The organism is Psychrobacter pacificensis (assembly GCF_018336615.1).
GTDB classification, from domain to species: Bacteria; Pseudomonadota; Gammaproteobacteria; order Pseudomonadales; family Moraxellaceae; genus Psychrobacter; species Psychrobacter pacificensis.
Window position 1 is genome coordinate 693,608 of record NZ_CP048752.1, and the last position, 18,093, is coordinate 711,700.

Consider the following 18,093-nt stretch of genomic DNA (forward strand, 5'->3'; position numbering starts at 1 on the left):
ACTGTAGGTAATTATCAATATGGTAAGTTTTCATCAATTTTCAGCCACACCGTTACACCGTATCCTGCCGCGTTTGATGCGCCTGTGTCGTCCTCTTTGCCTAGCGGTACCATTGTGGGCTGTTGGTATGAGCCTTGCGAATGCTGAAAGCTGGAAGGTCAACCTACAAGATGCCGATATCAAAGCTTTTATTAATGAGGTGGCAACCATCACCGACCAAAACTTTGTCCTTGATCCTCGTATCAACGGCAATGTGACGGTCATCTCAAACAAAGCCTTATCGCGTGATGAGATTTATCAGCTGTTCTTAAGTGTCATGCAGGTCAATGGGATTGCAGCGATAGAGTCAGGTACGACAATCAAACTGGTGCCAGATAATGTCGCCAAGCAGTCTGGTGTCGCCGTTGATTTGCGCGGCAATAGTGTCGGTGAGTCGCTCGCAACCCGAGTGATTTATTTGACGAATACTCAAGCAGCAGAAGTATTGGGCGTTATAAGACCTTTAATGCCGCAGTCTGCACATGCCGCCGCTGTGCCTGGTGTGAACGCGCTGGTGCTATCAGATCGTGCGGATAGTCTGAACCAACTCACGGCCCTTATCCGTGATTTGGACAGCAACGTCAATGATAGTCTTCAAGTGATACCATTACGCCACGTCGATGCCGAACGTATGATGGAGCTAATCAGTGCCTTGGTGGCAAGCGCTGGTAGCGGACAAGCACAAGGTGGTAATAATCAACTCAAAGTGATCGCTGATTCATCAAGTGATCGATTGCTGGTCAAAGGCAGCCCTGAGATGATTGCCAAAGTTCAGGAGATGGTTAATCAATTAGATACCACACCGACAAGAAGACTGAGCGGTTTACGTGTCTTTCGCCTAAAGTATGCCAGCGCCAGTCATATTGCTGATATGCTACGAGGCCTTTTGGCCAATCAATCGATTAATAGTGCTGGAGCCACCTCAACGTTAGAGTCCGCTTCTTTAAATGATGCCAGCAGTACAGGTGCCGCTATCAATAATGCGGCGAGTGACAGCATCGGTAGTAGTAGCACAGCCGTTGTACCGACCAGCAGTACCAGTAGTGCGGGCACAGGCGTTGGTGGAAAACCCTTTAGTATCATCGCTGACGAGACGCAAAATGCCGTCATCGTCAATGCAGATCCTGAGCTCATGTTTGAGATTGAAGATGCGGTCAACCAATTGGATAGTCGCCGCGCACAAGTCTTAATTCAAGCTGCTATCGTCGAAGTTTCAGGTGATGATGCAACCCAGCTAGGCGTTCAGTGGGCGCTTGGTAATGCCAATAGTGGCTATGGTGTCGTTAACTTCAATAATGTCGGTGCTAGTGCGACCACCTTGGCCGCTGCCGCATTGGGTGGTAGTGCTGCTGCGGGCGCCGCAGGTATTAGCTCCGCTGCCAGCTCTATCGTTGGTGCTTTGGTTGGGATTGGCGATAGCCGAAAAGACAGTCAGGGTAATACGGAATTTTATGGTGCCATTTTGCAGGCACTCGACTCTTCTACCAGTGCCAATCTATTGTCCATGCCGTCTATTTTGACATTGGATAATGAAAAGGCCAGTATCTTGGTTGGTCAAAACGTACCTTTTGTCACAGGTTCTTATACTACTAGTGGTAACAACTCAAACAACCCTTTTCAGACCATTGATCGTCAAGATATTGGTATCAATCTTAACGTTATCCCCCATATTGGTGATAATGGCACCGTACGTTTGGAGGTCTCACAAGAAGTATCTTCCGTCGTACCAGGTACTACTGGCAATGCTAGTGGTTTGACTACCAATAAAAGTCTCATTAATACAACGATTTTAGCCGATGATCAGCAGACCATCGCCCTAGGTGGTTTGATGCGTGACAATAGCACCACACGCCAGCAAAAAGTTCCGGGCTTAGGAAATGTACCAGTGATTGGCAGGTTGTTCCGCTCTGACAATGACAGTACTCAAAAGAGTAACTTGATTATATTTTTACAACCAACCATCTTACGTGATGGTGGCGCGGTTGCCAGTGTGACCGAGCGTAAATTTAACCAGATGCGTGTACTGCAATTGGTCATCGATAAAAATGGTACGATCAAACAGCTCCCGTTGAGCGGAACACAGGGCTGGGATGGTAATGTCGATGCAGACTATGAATTGATGCCGCTCAACCCCCTTATTCCTAAGCGCGATCAAACCCCGCGGTCAACCCCTCAAGGTTTCACTAAGGTAGATAGTCCCAACGATGGTATAACGACATATCCTCTCAATCGTTAAAGCAGCTATTAACCACCACTTTAAACAACTGATATATTAAATCAGCACAAGCCAATGTACGGTGTAATAAACAAAAATTACATCATACATTGGCTTGCGTATTCGTAACACAGCTAAACAGAGCGACCGTCGTATTTTACGTATACTAAACTTTAGTGAGATAAAAATAGGTATGCACATTTATATCCATAAAATTGCTGCTGTATCAATAGGTAGAGACAGTCATGGCAAATCATAAAAGGGGTAAAAGTTGGCTGGTCTTGGGTGCTGTGGCCACCGCCTTATTGATTATTCCTCGGCGTAGTAGTCGAAAATCCGATAAGGTGACTGACACTAATATCGCAAATTTAAAAAATAAGAATGCTCATCACGGGGATAAGGATACCCAGTAGGGGCGCATAGCGCTTTATAATAAACGAGGCATTGCTTGAATAAGCTGTTACTACAACCATGTGTATAATATGATGGTTGATAAGGTATTTTGCTAAACACGTTGTTTTTGGAGGGTATTTATGTCTGGTCCTGAGTCATCAAATAGGGTAAATCAAGCCTTGAGCAATTGTTATCCGCTCATTGATACCCATACACATTTTGATGCGCCAGTATTTGATAATGATCGAGAGCAACAGGTGCAAAAAGCTTACCATCAAGGTATACGTCATCTTGTGCTGGTTGGTTATCTTTATCAGCATTTTGAGCGTATGTATGACACTAAGCAGTTGATCGATAAGTTATCAAAGCGTTTTGGCATAGACACTGGCGAGCATAACGAGTCTGATTTCTGTACCCATATTGCGCTAGGCTTACATCCTTTTTATATCGAGCAGCATACTGATGCTCATTTGACAGAATTGGCACAAATGGTTGCGGATAGTCGACCATTAGCCATCGGTGAAATTGGCTTGGATACCTTTACTGATGCAATGAAAGAGCCTGATGTTTTTGATAAACAAAAGCGGTTCTTTGAGGCGCAGCTAGATACCGCTGTGACCTATCAGTTGCCAGTGATGCTTCATATTCGTAAGGCGCATGCCGAAGCGCTTGCTATATTAAAAGCGCATGAATACGATGCTCATACATTGGGCGGTATTGCGCATAGTTTTAGTGGTGGTGAACAAGAAGCCAAGGCATTTGTGAAACTAGGGTTTAAGCTGGGTGTTACAGGTCAGGTGACCAATCCGAACGCCAAAAAACTGCGCCGTGCTATTCAGGCCGCTGTGGATACATATGGTATTGAGTGCTTGGTGATTGAGACAGACTGTCCGGACATGACGCCGATTATGTGCCAAACTTCAAATAGTCAGCAGTTGGCGCTAGGACAAAGTCCAGATAGCGAATCAAAAATGGCACATGCACACGATAGAAATATCCCTGCTAATTTGCCTTGGGTATTGTTGAGTTTAAGTGAGTTATTGGGTGTCTCACAGGATAAACTTGCTAAGCAGTTATGGCAAAATAGCTGCGATGCCCTAAAAGTAAACTGGGCCTACCCAACATAATTATTAAACTTATACTTAAAAGATGAAGTAAGCACAGTCAAAATATTTAAAAAGAGTATTTAAAAAGCTATGAATGAAACCAGACAAATTGAGCACCCAGTCGTAGAGCCAGTCACTACCGAATATGATAATGTACAAGCTAGCGTAGATGAAAAAAATGAGCAGTATGACCGCCGCTTCCAAGGTACGCGTACGCTTTATGGCACGTCCGCTGTCGATACGTTTGCATCATCGCATGTTTATATCATTGGGGTAGGCGGTGTTGGTTCTTGGGCAGCAGAAGCGTTGGCACGTACGGCAGTCGGTATGATTACCTTGATTGATTTGGACGTGTTGGTTGCTTCTAATGTCAATCGGCAGCTACCGGCGTTAGACAGTACGTTTGGTCAAAGCAAAATTGAGGCAATGGCGGCACGTATTAAGGAGATCAACCCTCAAGTCACCTTAAATCTCGTTGATGATTTCTTGACCGTCGAAAACGTCGCAGCGCTACTGCCGGGTCGCCACGAAGCGAAAGCAGCTGCCGATCAAGGTAGGCCTACTGTAATTTTAGATTGCGTGGATGATATGAATGCCAAGCTGGCGATTGCCCTACATTGCCGTTTTAATAAATTAAAGCTGGTCTGTGCAGGTGGTGCAGGTGGTAAGATAGATCCAAGTCAAATAAGAGTGAGCGACTTGCGTGATAGCTATCAAGATCCATTGCTTGCCAAATTGCGTAACAAGCTGCGCCACGAAAAAGGCATCAATAGCGCGCTAAAAGAGAAGTTCGGTATCAAATGTGTTTATTCTACCGAGCCACCACATGTGGATAAGAGCTGCCAAGCAGGCGGATTACAATGTGGTGGTTATGGGTCGGCAGTGGTCGTCACATCGGTGGTCGCAATGATTATGGTCAATGAAGCGTTACAATTATTGATAAAGCAGACGAGTCACCAATCGAGCGTCTGATATTATTTAATGGAGTCGATCTTGTCTATATCTAACTCACCTAAAAGCAGCTACCCAGTAGCGGTAGATGAAGTAGAGCGTATCAACAAGTTGAAAAAATATCAGGTACTCAATGAAGATGAGGAGCCTGCATTTGATCGACTCGTTGCACTCGTAAAGCTGTTTTTTGATGTGCCGGTGGTAACGATCACTTTTATGGATGAGGAAACGCAATATTTAAAAACAGCCTGCAAATTCAACAGTGAGACTGAGAGTGTACGTACCACAACACGTGAAGTAGCCTTTTGTAATTATACGGTTTTATCTAACGAAGTCTTTGTGGTGCCAGATGCATTGGAGGACAGTCGCTTTCGTCAGAACCCATTAGTTACTGGCTTGTCTCATTTGCGGTTTTATGCGGGTGCACCGATCATTTTGCATGAGGGCAATAAAAGTTACCGGTTAGGTTCATTATGCCTGATGGATACCAAGCCCAACCATAGCTTTAGTGACCAACAAAAAGAGGTATTGGCGCAGTTTGCGATGATGGCAGCAGATGCGTTGAAGCTACAGGATAAAGAACGTGATGCCAAACACGCCAATGAGATGAAATCTAACTTTTTGGCCAATATGAGTCACGAAATACGAACACCAATGAACGGTATCATTGGTATGGTAGAGATGCTAGGTGACACCGAGCTTAGCGCTGAACAGCGAGAGTATGTAGATAACATCAAAGTCTCTAATGAGCATTTGATGGTGATTATTAATGGGATTTTGGACTTATCGAAAGTTGAGTCTGGAAAAATGACTATTGATTCTATCCCACTCAATTTATCTACATTATGTAATGAAGTGGTCAGCCTATTTTCTATTAAGGCACGTCAACGAGGTTTGACGCTAGATTACCATTATACCGAGTCGTTATTACCTTATGTAAAAGGGGATCCAGTACGTCTCAAACAAATCATTGCAAATCTTGTCAATAACGCGATTAAGTTTACTCGTGAGGGCGGGCGAGTGAGTATTGATGTCAAGCATATGGATAACTGCTATCGCGAAAATATTGACAAAAATAGCATGAGGCAGGAGACGCTAGAACGTAAGGCGGATAAAAATATGACCTTATGTATTGAGGTCACAGATACAGGTGTCGGTATAAAAGCTGAGTCATTAGAGGCAATATTTGATGCTTATGATCAAGCCAATAAATTCACGCATCGTCTCTATGGTGGTACAGGTCTTGGGCTCTCCGTCTGCAAATCTCTTGTCGATCTGATGGGTGGATATATTTGTGTCGATAGTACCGTAGGCGTTGGTACTACATTTCGAGTGTTATTGCCGCTACCGACTATTGATGAAGAGAAATACGAAGCATGGCAAGACTCTCATGATCTCACAATGGCAGAGCCTAGCCACGAGCGTGCAGGTCATATCTTATTGGTAGAAGATGATACCGTTAATGCCATTATTGCCAGAAAGGCACTGACCAATAGCGGTCATACCGTCACTCATGTGACTGACGGTCAACAAGCGATTGAAGCTTTTGCTTTGTTTCCCAAACGTTATGATGTCATCTTGATGGATCATCATATGCCGATTTTGGATGGTGTACAGGCCACTATTAAGCTGCATGAGCTTTATGACCCTCAAGACCTACCACCTATTATCGCTTTGACTGCCAATGCGATGGATGGAGAGCGCGAAAAGTACTTAAAAGTTGGTATGCAAGATTATTGCACCAAGCCCTTCAAACAGGAGCAGCTAAATGCTTTAGTACAATATTGGTTGATACAAAAGCAATTAGAAGAAGAGTAAGTCACAGGTCGTTATCATGATAATTGCCATGACAATGACTATTAAATATTAGGCGCGACTAACTAAATACTAGGCGCTACCAAACGTTAAAGGCGACTATGCGACAATAAATACAGCCGCTGTAAACACAAAAAAGCTTAACCGTTTATAGAGCGGTTAAGCTTTTTTATTAGTGATCAACACAACAATCTCAGCGATCAATCACGCTTATCGCGCTATTAGTTTACGCGAGTTTGGTAGTCACCCGTACGCGTATCAACACGGACGATTTCACCTTGCTGTACAAATAGCGGTACACGTACCACGGCACCAGTTTCTAGCTTAGCCGGCTTGCCGCCGCCACCTGAGGTGTCACCGCGTACACCAGGATCGGTTTCTGTGATTTGTAATTCAACAAAGTTAGGCGGCGTTACTGATAAAGGTGTGCCATTGAACAAAGTAATGGTGCATAGAGCATTGCTGTTCTCTTTTAACCACTGTATCGCGTCGCCCATCGCGTTTTTGTCAGCTTGAATTTGCTCAAAGCTTTCAGGGTGCATAAAGTGCCAAAACTCACCATCATTGTATAGATAGTTCATTTCTGTATCCATCACATCAGCCGCTTCTAAGCTGTCGCCTGATTTGAATGTTTGCTCCAGTACTTTACCACTACGAAGATTACGCAGCTTAACGCGGTTAAAGGCTTGACCTTTACCGGGTTTGACAAATTCGTTTTCAAGAATGGCACAAGGGTTGCCATCCAGCATGACTTTTAGACCAGCTTTAAATTCATTAGTAGAAAAACTTGCCACAAGAGACTCCTAGGGGTTGTAGATATGGTAGTAGATAGATATGAGGCTGACTGTACCAAAAGTTGCTGCCAAGCCAAGTGCTTACGTATTAGCGATATACTTTGATAGGGTAGACACTAAGGGCGTATAATATCCGATTTTGGGCACAGGTAGTAGGCTGTCATGATAAACCATTTAATCACACAAAAAAACTGGCAAACGCAATTATCGGAAGCCATTACCTCTGTTGACGAGTTGCTCAGTCTCCTAAAACTCGACTCACTACGTGCAGAGGTCTATGTGCCGAAGCATTTTGAGCTGCGTGTGCCGCGCGGCTTTGTGGCAAAAATGACTGTGGGCGACCGTGATGATCCGCTATTAAAACAAATACTGCCAGACCAACAAGAGCAAATCAACGTCACAGGCTATGTAGCAGATCCTTTAAGCGAAAACAGCCAAAACCCTGTCAAAGGAATGCTGCACAAGTACCAATCAAGAGTATTACTGACGATTACTGGGGCGTGCGCGATTCATTGTCGTTACTGTTTCCGCCAGCATTTCGATTATAGCGCCAATATGCCAACTGCTGATGCAAAAGAAAATATCATCAACTATATCAGCGCGCATCCTGAAATCAATGAAGTGATTTTGAGCGGGGGTGATCCTTTAAATGTGACCAATAGACGTCTGTTTGCATGGTTAGATACTTTGGAATCTATTCCGCAGCTGACGACAATTCGACTGCATACTCGTCTACCGCTGGTGATTCCAGCCCGATTGGATGACGTACTATTAGACAGACTGTCTCAAAGTCGTTGCCGTATTGTGATGGTGATTCACTGCAATCATGCCAACGAGATTGATGATCTGACAGAAGAGTACCTTCAACGTGCTCGCGCAGCTGGCGTGACGATGCTAAATCAAGCCGTACTATTAAAAGGTGTTAACGATAATATCGATGCTCAGACAGAATTAAGCCAGCGTTTGTTTGCTTGTGGCGTACTACCGTATTATTTGTACGTATTGGATAAGGTGGCTGGTGCCGCGCATTTTGATAGCGACGAGCGGTCGTCAATTGAGCTTTACTGGTCGATATTGGCAGCATTACCGGGATATTTGGTACCTAAGTTGGTCAGAGAACTGCCGAATAGGCCATTTAAGGTGCCGATTGATATTTACAAACATATTTAATGCAGGCAATATAGGGGTGCAGTAAAAACCTGTTAAAAAGAGACGATTGTTGATAAAAATTGGTCAGTGACTGATTTTTTATAAGAAGGGGGTCACGGTATCAGACATTATATTGATAGAACGCCTAAAATATATTGTCTAACAATAAAACGTCTATCGTTCATACCCATAGTCTCTTTAAAACAATACACAGTTTGCATGCTTTTTACCTGATATTGCTCTACTTTGTGTGGTTGCATACTTGCCTCTTGTCAACTTACTCAGAGTGACCAACAGTGAGTAGGAATACTGATGATAACTTTATCTAAGTTTCAAGAAGCCCTTTCTTCCAAAGAGCCACTACCAACGCCAAACCAATCAGTGAGCGGCCAAGAGCATCATTTGCTCAAACTATTGACAACGCTATCTTCACAAACCCAAGAGCAGCAAGCTGAGCACTTAGAAAAAGTTCTCTCCGTATTATGCGAGGCCAATATAGATGAGCTTCAATGCCTTAAACTGATGACGGCTGTGAGCGATGCTTCAGATCGGTTGATTGCCACGTTACGACAGCAGTATATTTATGAAACAGGCGCGCTGAGTGAGGTGCAGTTGGGTTATGTGGCTCAAGTAAAATCCTTGCATTATTTAATTATTTTGGCTTATGACAAGGTTGTACGTCGTCAAGAATTAATATCAAACAGTCCGCCAAAAAATATTTTAAAGAAAGGTTTTCCGCGCTATTTTAATACCAATAAAAAGCGCGCCAATACGCTTACGGTTGCCATTTATCAGTCGCTGCTGAGGTACCACAAGCTATTGTGTGAAGAGGCACTTTGCTATCGCAAGCCATCAGATTATCTCTGGTTCAGAATTAATCAGTTGTACCACCTCGCTTATCAACAGCGTGTGTCTCATCTCGAGTTGAATCGAGAAACAGTGACACCCTACACAAATAGTATTCATCAGCTTTATTGCCAAATATGTTTGCATAGTTTATTGAATGTATGTGCCATGCGTCGTCCTAATGTTCTATTGGTACAACGTTTATTGCCTGAATGGTCTCATTATATTGTTGCGACAATAGAACCAACGACGGAAACACGCGTGTTCGTAGATTTACAGAGTGATAAACCACCAACGTATCTAACGCCCAACTCTGAGATAAATCCCTATGAAGATCGCTATGACTGTTTGTTTTTAGAGCTGACTCCTATGGTGCAGTATTTTAATTCACGTAGGCAGCTATCCACTGAGAGCAGTAATGTGGGGATAGGACACGGTCTGTTGAATACAATATCAATGACAGTCAGTTATCGTTATCTACAACCACAGCTCACGCTGCCTACTAAATATAGTCTCAAACACCGTGCGAGTTTAATCGCTGGTTTTAACAGTATCCATCACCATGTTGCTGACTCAAGCAGCTTTGCTAGCTTGATAGCAATAGATGAGTTATCCATAGATGAGCGCCCTCGTTATGACACGTTTAATACAGAGCAAAACAGTAATAGCGTATTAGACATAGAGGTGTTTGACAGCCATGACAGTCTGTCATTATTTCGTACACTGCGATTGGTGCCAACAGTAGATGTCTTGAATGAAGAGCATGTTGGAGAGGAAGCTCTTGATATGGATATGATAGATGGCGAGCTTGCTGCAACCACACCGCCATCATTACATATCATGAGTTTGTTCTTACTCTGTCAACCTGATGTGACAGAGCAGCCTGATCGGTCAATAGGGGTAGTACGTTGGCGGCATTTTGATACCAAAAACAAAGAGGTTGAATGGCAATTGCTTGGTCATCAGATTGTGGCATGCGGATTGCGCTTGGAAGGGAGGGACCCACAGAAGCATTGTTTTGTGCCAGCGCTGATTCTGGGTAAGGATGAGCAGCTGCAAACCATGAGTTCGCTGATTGTACCTTCGTCTTACTTTCAGCCTGATGATAGAGTCATCATGCGTATCAGCAGTAAACAAACCCATCTACGTTTGGGTCGTAGATTGATGATAACTGAAGGGTTTAGTCAATACGAAATAGCAAAATAATGTCTATTTATGTATTTATAGTGAAACCATTATAAAAATGGTATAGCAAGATTAAACGCTATTTTTCGCAGCCTCTGAAGACGCAGTCACAGCAAGCAAGAAAAGTAGCGTTTAATCGAGCGCGTTTCCTATGCTGTATCAATTTTATTGAGGTTCTACTATATTGAAAGAAAGAGGGGTTGCACCGTATAAGAAAAAAGGCTGATGTTTTTTTTGATAATAATATTAAACAAACAAGGTCATAAGTTAACCTGCAGTCAATCAAATTATTGTCTATAATGAGCGATATTGTTACTCTAATTTATAAGATGCCTCGGGCGCTAGAATATATTACGCCATAAAACTCAGCTACTATCACAATAATCACTGAGCCTACTCTCTATAATGTTTTCTAAGCCAGATTAATTTTTGGAAACAGTATAAGGTGTCAAAAATAAGAGATAAAGATACAACCATAAGATTAAAAGGCCACCTATGCGCATTCAGTCCACCTTAAATCTATTAGTGATTAACGATGATCAGCTCTATGCTGAGCGTCTTGTACATCTACTGAGTGATTATTATGACAGCGTGAATTTAGGATTTTTGGATGATAAAGAAGAGCTACTAAAAGTACTGCGCCAGTCGTGGGATGTGCTGGTATTCGTTAGTGCTTATGATATGAGCTTTACGGATGTGGTTGGCATCATTCAAGAGCAGAGCATTGATTTGCCGATGATTTATTTGATGAAGGGTGAGGCAATATCGACCGCGTGTAATGATGAGGGGTTGCCTGCGGTGATGAGCGGAACCATGGTCAAAGCACTCAAGGCTGATCAAGAGATGGCTATCGTTATGGCTATCTGCTTACAGCATGACAGCTTGCGTAGTCGCCGTGAGCTCAAGAAACTACGCCATGTCCTATCAGAAGCAGAGCAACGTGCCAATGTGCTGATTAAAAACTCGAAAAGTGCAGTTGCCTATATCGATGAAGGTATCCATATCTTTGCCAATGATCCCTATCTTCAACTGTTTGGCTTTCGGTCAATGAATGATGTCATAGGGGTACCTGTGATTGATTTGATTTCAGGTGGCGATAGTGTCAAGGACTTCAAGCAATTTCTACGTCAGTTCGATAAAGGTAGCCGTGACGAAGTTGAGTTTAACTTTGAAAGCGTGCGCACGGATGGCAGTACTTTTGAGGCAAAATTACAGTTGGCATCTGCGACTTTAGATGGCGAACCCGTTACTCAGATTATCATACAACAAAATGCTAGCAACAGCGCAGAGGTTGCCAAACGCTTGGCTGAAGCAGAGCGTAAAGATAACCTGACAGGTGTGAATAATCGCCACGGCTTTGAGGAGCAAATGGCGATAGTGCACCAGCAAGCAACTCAAGGCGTGCTGACAGCAGCATTGCTCTATGTACAGCTCGATAACATTGGAAAAATAAGAAGTAGCCTCGGTCTGCAAGGAGTAGATACGACTGTCAAACAGGTTGCCTATGCACTAGATGAACTGGTATCGGATGGACATGTCAGCCGCTTTAGTGATACCGCATTTATGTTACTTGTCAAAAACAAAACTACCTCAGAGCTCGAAGAGCTGGCTGAGAACATCGGTTCGCGTATCAGTGAGATGCTCATTGAGGTAGATAAGCGTACGACGAGTACCACGGTAAGTATCGCAATCGTCAAAATCGAAAAAAATACCGCAGAGCCCGCTATAATAATAGAGCGTGCTATGGATGCTATTAGCCAAATCATGGTCGAAACCTCTAACCATGGTGGTACTTATCATCTATATGATCCGAGTGAGCATGCCAATAGTGATGATCAGGCGCTTGCTGAGTCTCTGATTAATGCTATTACAAACAGTCGATTTGAGCTGTCATTTCAACCAATATACGATATCAATCAAGATCGTAGTGACTTTTTTGAAGTGTATCTACGTCTGCCATTGGCCGATGCCGATAACACGGTATTGACTCCTGATCAGTTTATGGCTGTGGCCAGAAAACACAAGCTACTTGAAAAGATAGATCGCTGGGTACTCATTAATGCGTGCAAAAAAATCAATGATGTCCGTAAAGAGCATCCTGAGGCCAGACTATTGGTGCAGCTAACCAGTGCCTCATTAATTGACAAGAAACTGCCCAATGTGGCAAGCCAACTGATCAAGGCAGTAGGCGGCGCTGCTGGTGTCTTAACGTTGCAATTTAACGAAAAAGACATCTCAGATCATTTAACTGTGGCAAAATCCCAGTTTTCGGCCCTTAACGAAGTCAACTGTCAAATGGGCATTACTAATTTTGGTTCTTCTGCCAAATCTATCGAAATTGCCAATTTAGTGCAGCCGGATATCGTGCGTTTGGCGCGTAACTATGTACAAGATATCAATTCAGCAGATAACTTAGACACGGTTAAATCACTTATCATGCGCATCAATGAGGTAAATGTTGATGTGCTAATGCCGTATATTGAAGATGCAGCGACTATGTCAGTCGCATGGAGTGTGGGGGCGCGCTATCTGCAAGGATACTATTTAGAAAAGCCTAGCAAAACGCTAAAGATTGCCAGTTAACATATTGCGATGCTACAAAATCTTTATCGCTAATGCTCACCAACCAAAGATTGCCAAAATGTCTATTATTAGTAAATATCAAATAAGCAGTCTTTTTGCCGCTGTTTTATTGCTCACTGCTTGTGAGCATACCCCGCCTGATCATCGCGACCCTGTGACACTACCACTATATGTCAATGGGGATGCAGATAATGGCTCGTTAATTTATCAAGATGCTTGCAGTCAATGCCACCAGCTCAACGCTGGTCTCAATAAAAAGGGCCCGCAATTAATGAATATATACGGCGCACCAGCTGCTGAGCTAAAAGATTACACTTATAGCGAAGGGCTCACAGAGTCAGGATGGGTATGGGATGCCAAAACACTCGATCCCTATATCGCGGATGCACAAAAAGCCATGCCAGATTCAAAGATGCTATCAGACCCTATGCCAGATGCTAAAGAGCGCGCGGATGTTATTGCGTATTTATCAACCCTCCGCGCTGATGCGCCGATCGTCGTAGATGATGCGAACTGACCTTACTGGTTGATCGTTATGACCCAAAAAATGAGCCGATAATTTACTATGACCCATGCCCCTAACGATAGAGCACCATCACCTACCTATCAAAAAATAGCCAAAACGCTTGGTCAATCCGTTCCTAGTGGCACCGATTTGCAACGCAATCAGCAGAAAATTGCACAATTGATGGCGCAATTGAACCAAATTGTATTGGACAAACCGCAAGCAGTTAAATTGGCACTCAGTGGCATACTAGCAGGTGGGCATTTATTGCTACAAGATTTACCTGGTATGGGTAAGACAACTCTGGCTCAAGGTTTGGCTAAGCTGTTAGGCCTGAGTTTTAGCCGAGTGCAGTTCACCAATGACATGCTCCCTGCCGATATCTTAGGCATGAGTATCTATGACCAAAGTAAACTGCGTTTTGAATTTCGTCCCGGTCCTATTTTTACTCAACTGCTACTTGCTGACGAAATCAACCGCTCCAGCCCCAAGACGCAAAGCGCACTCCTTGAAGCAATGGAAGAGCGACAAGTGACGCAAGATGGACAAACTTATCCCTTGCCGCAGCCGTTCTTTGTTATTGCAACCCAAAACCCACTGCAACAAGCTGGCGTCTATCCGTTACCTGAATCACAGTTAGATAGGTTCTTGCTGTGTCTGTCATTGGGCTATCCATCACCTATGGCAGAGCGTGAACTACTAAAAGGTCAAGATCGCCGTGAGCTATTAAAGGATCTAGATACGGTGCTTGATACTGAGGCTGTGCTATTGGCACAACAAGGCGTAAAACAAGTTTATGTGGCGGACGTGGTATTGGATTACCTACAAAGACTTGTTGCAAAGACTCGAGCAAGCCAAGAGTATCATGGGTTATCACCACGTGGCGTGCTATCGCTACAGCGTGCTGCACAGGCTTATGCTTATGTGTCGGGGCATATGGAGGTGACGCCTGAAGATATCCAAGCGGTCTTTGCTGCCGTGGCTGATCATCGTCTCGGGCAGCGTTTTGCACCTGCACAAGTGGTAGGTGGGCAAGCACCGCAGACCATCGCCCAACGCATTTTAGCAGACGTGCCTGTCATCGTTTAGCTGTCTATATTTTTAGTTATCTATATTGAAGTACGAGCAGGTTTAATAATACATGGCTATATCATCGAGTCCGTTAGTCTGAGGACTAGCGACTAGAGTCAATTACATGGTAAGAATAGGGTAGTCATGAGCTTTTTACCAAAAGCCTTAACCGCGTCAATCAGGTCAGCAATGAGCCGTTGGTTTGCCTCGCGCGCACCCAAAAATGATAGCGCGACGCTCAATCTACGCAACGTCTATATTTTTTTTAGTCGTGAGGGTATGCTATTTGCTGTGCTATTAGTGATTACCTTTATCGCGGGTATCAATTATGGCAATAACTTGGTACTTGGCTTGTGCTTTTATCTGGTCAGCGTTTGGTTGATTAGTTTTCATGTGACTTTTGCGCACATATCGGGTCTGCAAATGCGTCTGCTAGAAGTGACTATGACAGAGGCCGGTACTCCTGCTTGGGTGACACTGCAACTCAAAAGTGAGAGCCGTCAGCCACGGCGGCAGTTATTATTTGAGTTTGAGCAAGTAGCTGACAAGAAGGATAAAAGTGGCACGAATCGGCAAAGCTCCATACTCGTGACGAGTCTACAAAGTGAGCAAACTATTCGCTTACCTGTTCAAACCTACAATCGCGGTCCTCTTGAGCTGCCACGACTAATAATTAAAACCGTTTATCCTTTGGGTATTATGCGTGCTTGGTCTTATGTCTATTTTGCGCGTAAGACTTGGGTGTATCCCAAACCTGAAGCATTTGACTGGCAGGTGCAGTATTCAGTTGCAAGCTCGGAGGATCTGCCAATTGGCGGACAATATCGACAAGGGCAAGACGACTTTGAGCGACTGGATAATTATGTCGAAGGGGAGTCGCTGGCCCGTGTCTCTTGGGGCCATGTGGCACGGGGTCAAGGCATGTTTACCAAGCACTTTGCAGACCCTGTCGGTCATGAGCAAACGCTTGATTATGCAGATATGCCAGGTGCTCATCATGAACAGAAGCTTGCGCAATTGGCTCATGGGGCGTTGACATTGGGTCAATTAGACGTGCCCTTTCAAATGCGTTTACCCAATGATACGCCTACTAGCGCAGCGGTGGGTGATGGCGAGACTTTTGCGCAAGCGTGCTTGCTAAGGCTGGCGAAAGCACCATGAATGAACCCAAACAGTTTTCTGCAACCGATGCCACAAAAACGGCAAGATTTGAGCAGTTAGCACTCGGTCAAAATATACAAGCGAAAAGTGGCATAGCAGCTGATAATAAACGGTATCGGCGACTACTGGCTCTACCAGCCTACCACTGGGTGCTAATTGCTCAAATAGCAGTCGTGTTGCCACATGCTGCTCACTTGCCAATATGGTTAATCGGGTTTGCGGCGATTAGTATTATTGCCCAACTACCGCGTCTCAAGAGTCGGCTAAAAAAACTCTCGCATTTAAAACGTGTCTATCAAAGCATGCAGATGCTGGGTTTTTTATTAGGCCTAGTGGGTCTGTGGCTAACGTATAACACAGCCTTTGGGCTAGACATGGGCGTGGCATTTTTGGTGCTATGTCTCGCTAGTAAGCTTTGGGAGCTGTACAAGCGGCGCGATGCTTACGTGGTGTTGAATCTATCGTTATTTGTACTGGCGGCCTTGTTTTTGATGGATCAAGGGTTGCTGACAACTTTAGAAGTGGTACTGGGCGCTGTTATTGTCCTGCTGGCGTTTATTGCCCTAAACGACGATAGCAATGATGACGGTGATGGACGCCTGCGTACTTTAGGGGTGTTAGGGATTGGGGCACTGCCATTGTTGGTGGTGCTGTTTCTATTTTTCCCAAGACTGCCGCCACTGTGGTCTGTACAACTATCAGGTCAGCAAGCCACTACTGGTGTGTCTGATAGTATGTCACCCGGTGATTTTGCCAATTTAGGCCAGTCAACTGAGCTGGCTTTTCGCGTAGAGTTTGGCGATGAGCGTCCACCGCAACAGCAACTATATTGGCGCGGACTCGTGTTTAGTGATTTTGACGGAGTTACCTGGCGACCAAGCAATCAGGTAAGCCAATGGTCGACTAGATCGCAAGCCCCTACATGGATTCAAAATGCCTTTGCTACCGTTCCTGAGCAAGTGCAAGCCGCACCTACTCGCTATCAAATTATCCTAGAACCTACTCAGCAGAACTGGTTATTCGGGCTTGATTATCCTTTTTCTCAGCAGCCAGATATCAACATTACTTCCAACTTTACATTATCAAAAGATCAGCCTGTTACGCAGCAGCTGCGTTATGATGTATTGCAGTTTGCGCCGATGCGTATTGACCCTGTGCTGACAGAGGCATCAAGACGCCTAAATCTGGCACTACCAGCAGAGGGTAATCCGCAAGCACGCGCGCTTGCTCAGCAGTTATTTGTACAATCAGGCTCAGATCCCGTGCGCTACATGGCTGCTATCGAGCGCTGGATCAATCAAACAGAGTTTCGCTATACGTTGTCACCGCCACGACTCAATACTGATCGTATCGATGAGTTTTTGTTTCAGACCAAAGCAGGATTTTGTGAGCATTACTCTTCAAGTTTTACTTTTATGATGCGCGCAGCTGGTGTCCCAGCGCGGGTGGTAGCAGGCTATCAAGGTGGTGAGCTGAGTCAAGGTGGTGATGTTTGGGAAGTGCGTCAAAAAGATGCGCATGCATGGACTGAAGTTTGGCTCGAAGGCCAAGGCTGGGTACGCGTCGATCCCACGTCGTTTGTGGCGCCTGAGCGAGTTGAGCAGGGTATGAATGCGATGACCCAGCAGCAAGGGGCAGCCATGTTTGGCAGTGGTGCTAGCGCGCAAATCAGCTATCAGCAGTATCAAATGCTGCAAACACTACGTCGCTTGTCTGACCAAGCCAGCTATTACTGGCAAAAAGATGTGGTCGGTTATGACCAAGACAAACAAGCAGATTCGCTACTAAAGTGGTTCAACATCAGCTCCATCATGCAGCAAATCATCTGGTTAGCGGCCAGTGCTGTTATTATTATGGCTACCTTAGTATTCATCATTTGGCAGCGCCGCCGTAAACGCTGGCATCCAGCAGATTTGCCGCTTGCCCAGCTCTCAAAACGTATCGGCAAACGTGATAAATTGCTGGCTCGAGAAGATAATGAAGGACAGTTGGCATGGCTTGAGCGTTTAGCATCTGCTATCGATAGTCGCTTAGATAACGATACTCACCGTCATGCAAGTCGTTTAACAGACAGTGAAAACCCGATAGCGATTCAGACAAAGCTGGTTGAAATTAGACAAGATTACCGTCAGCTACGTTACGGGCGCCTGAGTAACTTGGATACTAACCATAGTGAATATCAAAAACTACTTAAGCAGCTGAAAAAAAATGTACGCGAATTATTGTAACGTTTTAATGGATGGCGTTGATAATTTGAGTGAGATTAAAGATGCTGACACA

12 protein-coding genes are annotated in these 18,093 nt (G+C 44.5%); 11 read left to right on the forward strand and 1 reads right to left on the reverse strand.

Annotated features, from left to right (window positions below; genetic code table 11):
• Positions 1–19 precede the first annotated feature (19 nt).
• The 4 genes from gspD to GYK50_RS03055 all read left to right on the forward strand — a co-directional run bounded on the left by gspD (position 20) and on the right by GYK50_RS03055 (position 6,522).
• Positions 20–2,275, forward strand: coding sequence for a type II secretion system secretin GspD (gene gspD, locus GYK50_RS03040; protein WP_212564250.1), 2,256 nt, complete (start codon positions 20–22; stop codon positions 2,273–2,275).
• Between the two features lie 512 nt (positions 2,276–2,787).
• The gene (locus GYK50_RS03045) at positions 2,788–3,774 is read left to right on the forward strand and encodes a TatD family hydrolase (RefSeq protein ID WP_212564251.1); all 987 of its coding nucleotides are present in this window, start codon (positions 2,788–2,790) and stop codon (positions 3,772–3,774) included.
• A gap of 69 nt (positions 3,775–3,843) precedes the next feature.
• A complete protein-coding gene (locus GYK50_RS03050; protein ID WP_212564252.1) occupies positions 3,844–4,725 on the forward strand; it encodes a tRNA threonylcarbamoyladenosine dehydratase in 882 nt (293 codons plus the stop codon).
• A gap of 21 nt (positions 4,726–4,746) precedes the next feature.
• The gene (locus tag GYK50_RS03055; protein ID WP_420070469.1) at positions 4,747–6,522 is read left to right on the forward strand and encodes a GAF domain-containing hybrid sensor histidine kinase/response regulator; all 1,776 of its coding nucleotides are present in this window, start codon (positions 4,747–4,749) and stop codon (positions 6,520–6,522) included.
• Between the two features lie 218 nt (positions 6,523–6,740).
• Here GYK50_RS03055 and efp read toward each other — a convergent pair whose 3' ends face one another.
• Positions 6,741–7,313 (reverse strand): elongation factor P, encoded by a 573-nt coding sequence (gene efp / locus GYK50_RS03060; RefSeq protein ID WP_058025610.1) that lies wholly within the window; start codon positions 7,311–7,313, stop codon positions 6,741–6,743.
• 162 nt (positions 7,314–7,475) lie between these two features.
• On the opposite strand from efp, the gene epmB reads away from it, so the two are divergent.
• The 7 genes from epmB to GYK50_RS03095 all read left to right on the forward strand — a co-directional run bounded on the left by epmB (position 7,476) and on the right by GYK50_RS03095 (position 18,041).
• Positions 7,476–8,483 (forward strand): EF-P beta-lysylation protein EpmB, encoded by a 1,008-nt coding sequence (gene epmB, locus GYK50_RS03065; protein ID WP_212564254.1) that lies wholly within the window; start codon positions 7,476–7,478, stop codon positions 8,481–8,483.
• A 291-nt stretch (positions 8,484–8,774) separates the two neighbouring features.
• The gene (locus GYK50_RS03070; RefSeq protein ID WP_212564255.1) at positions 8,775–10,514 is read left to right on the forward strand and encodes a hypothetical protein; all 1,740 of its coding nucleotides are present in this window, start codon (positions 8,775–8,777) and stop codon (positions 10,512–10,514) included.
• Between the two features lie 474 nt (positions 10,515–10,988).
• Positions 10,989–13,076, forward strand: coding sequence for an EAL domain-containing protein (locus tag GYK50_RS03075; RefSeq protein ID WP_212564256.1), 2,088 nt, complete (start codon positions 10,989–10,991; stop codon positions 13,074–13,076).
• 58 nt (positions 13,077–13,134) lie between these two features.
• Positions 13,135–13,593, forward strand: coding sequence for a c-type cytochrome (locus GYK50_RS03080; protein WP_058024410.1), 459 nt, complete (start codon positions 13,135–13,137; stop codon positions 13,591–13,593).
• Between the two features lie 48 nt (positions 13,594–13,641).
• Entirely contained in the window at positions 13,642–14,670 is a 1,029-nt protein-coding gene (locus GYK50_RS03085) for an AAA family ATPase (protein ID WP_186473837.1), read from the forward strand.
• 171 nt (positions 14,671–14,841) lie between these two features.
• Positions 14,842–15,813: a DUF58 domain-containing protein gene (locus GYK50_RS03090; RefSeq protein WP_227517189.1), complete on the forward strand. Its 972-nt coding sequence runs from the start codon at positions 14,842–14,844 to the stop codon at positions 15,811–15,813.
• A complete protein-coding gene (locus GYK50_RS03095; protein ID WP_186473839.1) occupies positions 15,810–18,041 on the forward strand; it encodes a transglutaminase TgpA family protein in 2,232 nt (743 codons plus the stop codon). The genes GYK50_RS03090 and GYK50_RS03095 overlap by 4 nt, the downstream gene beginning before the upstream one ends.
• The last annotated feature ends 52 nt before the right edge of the window (positions 18,042–18,093 follow it).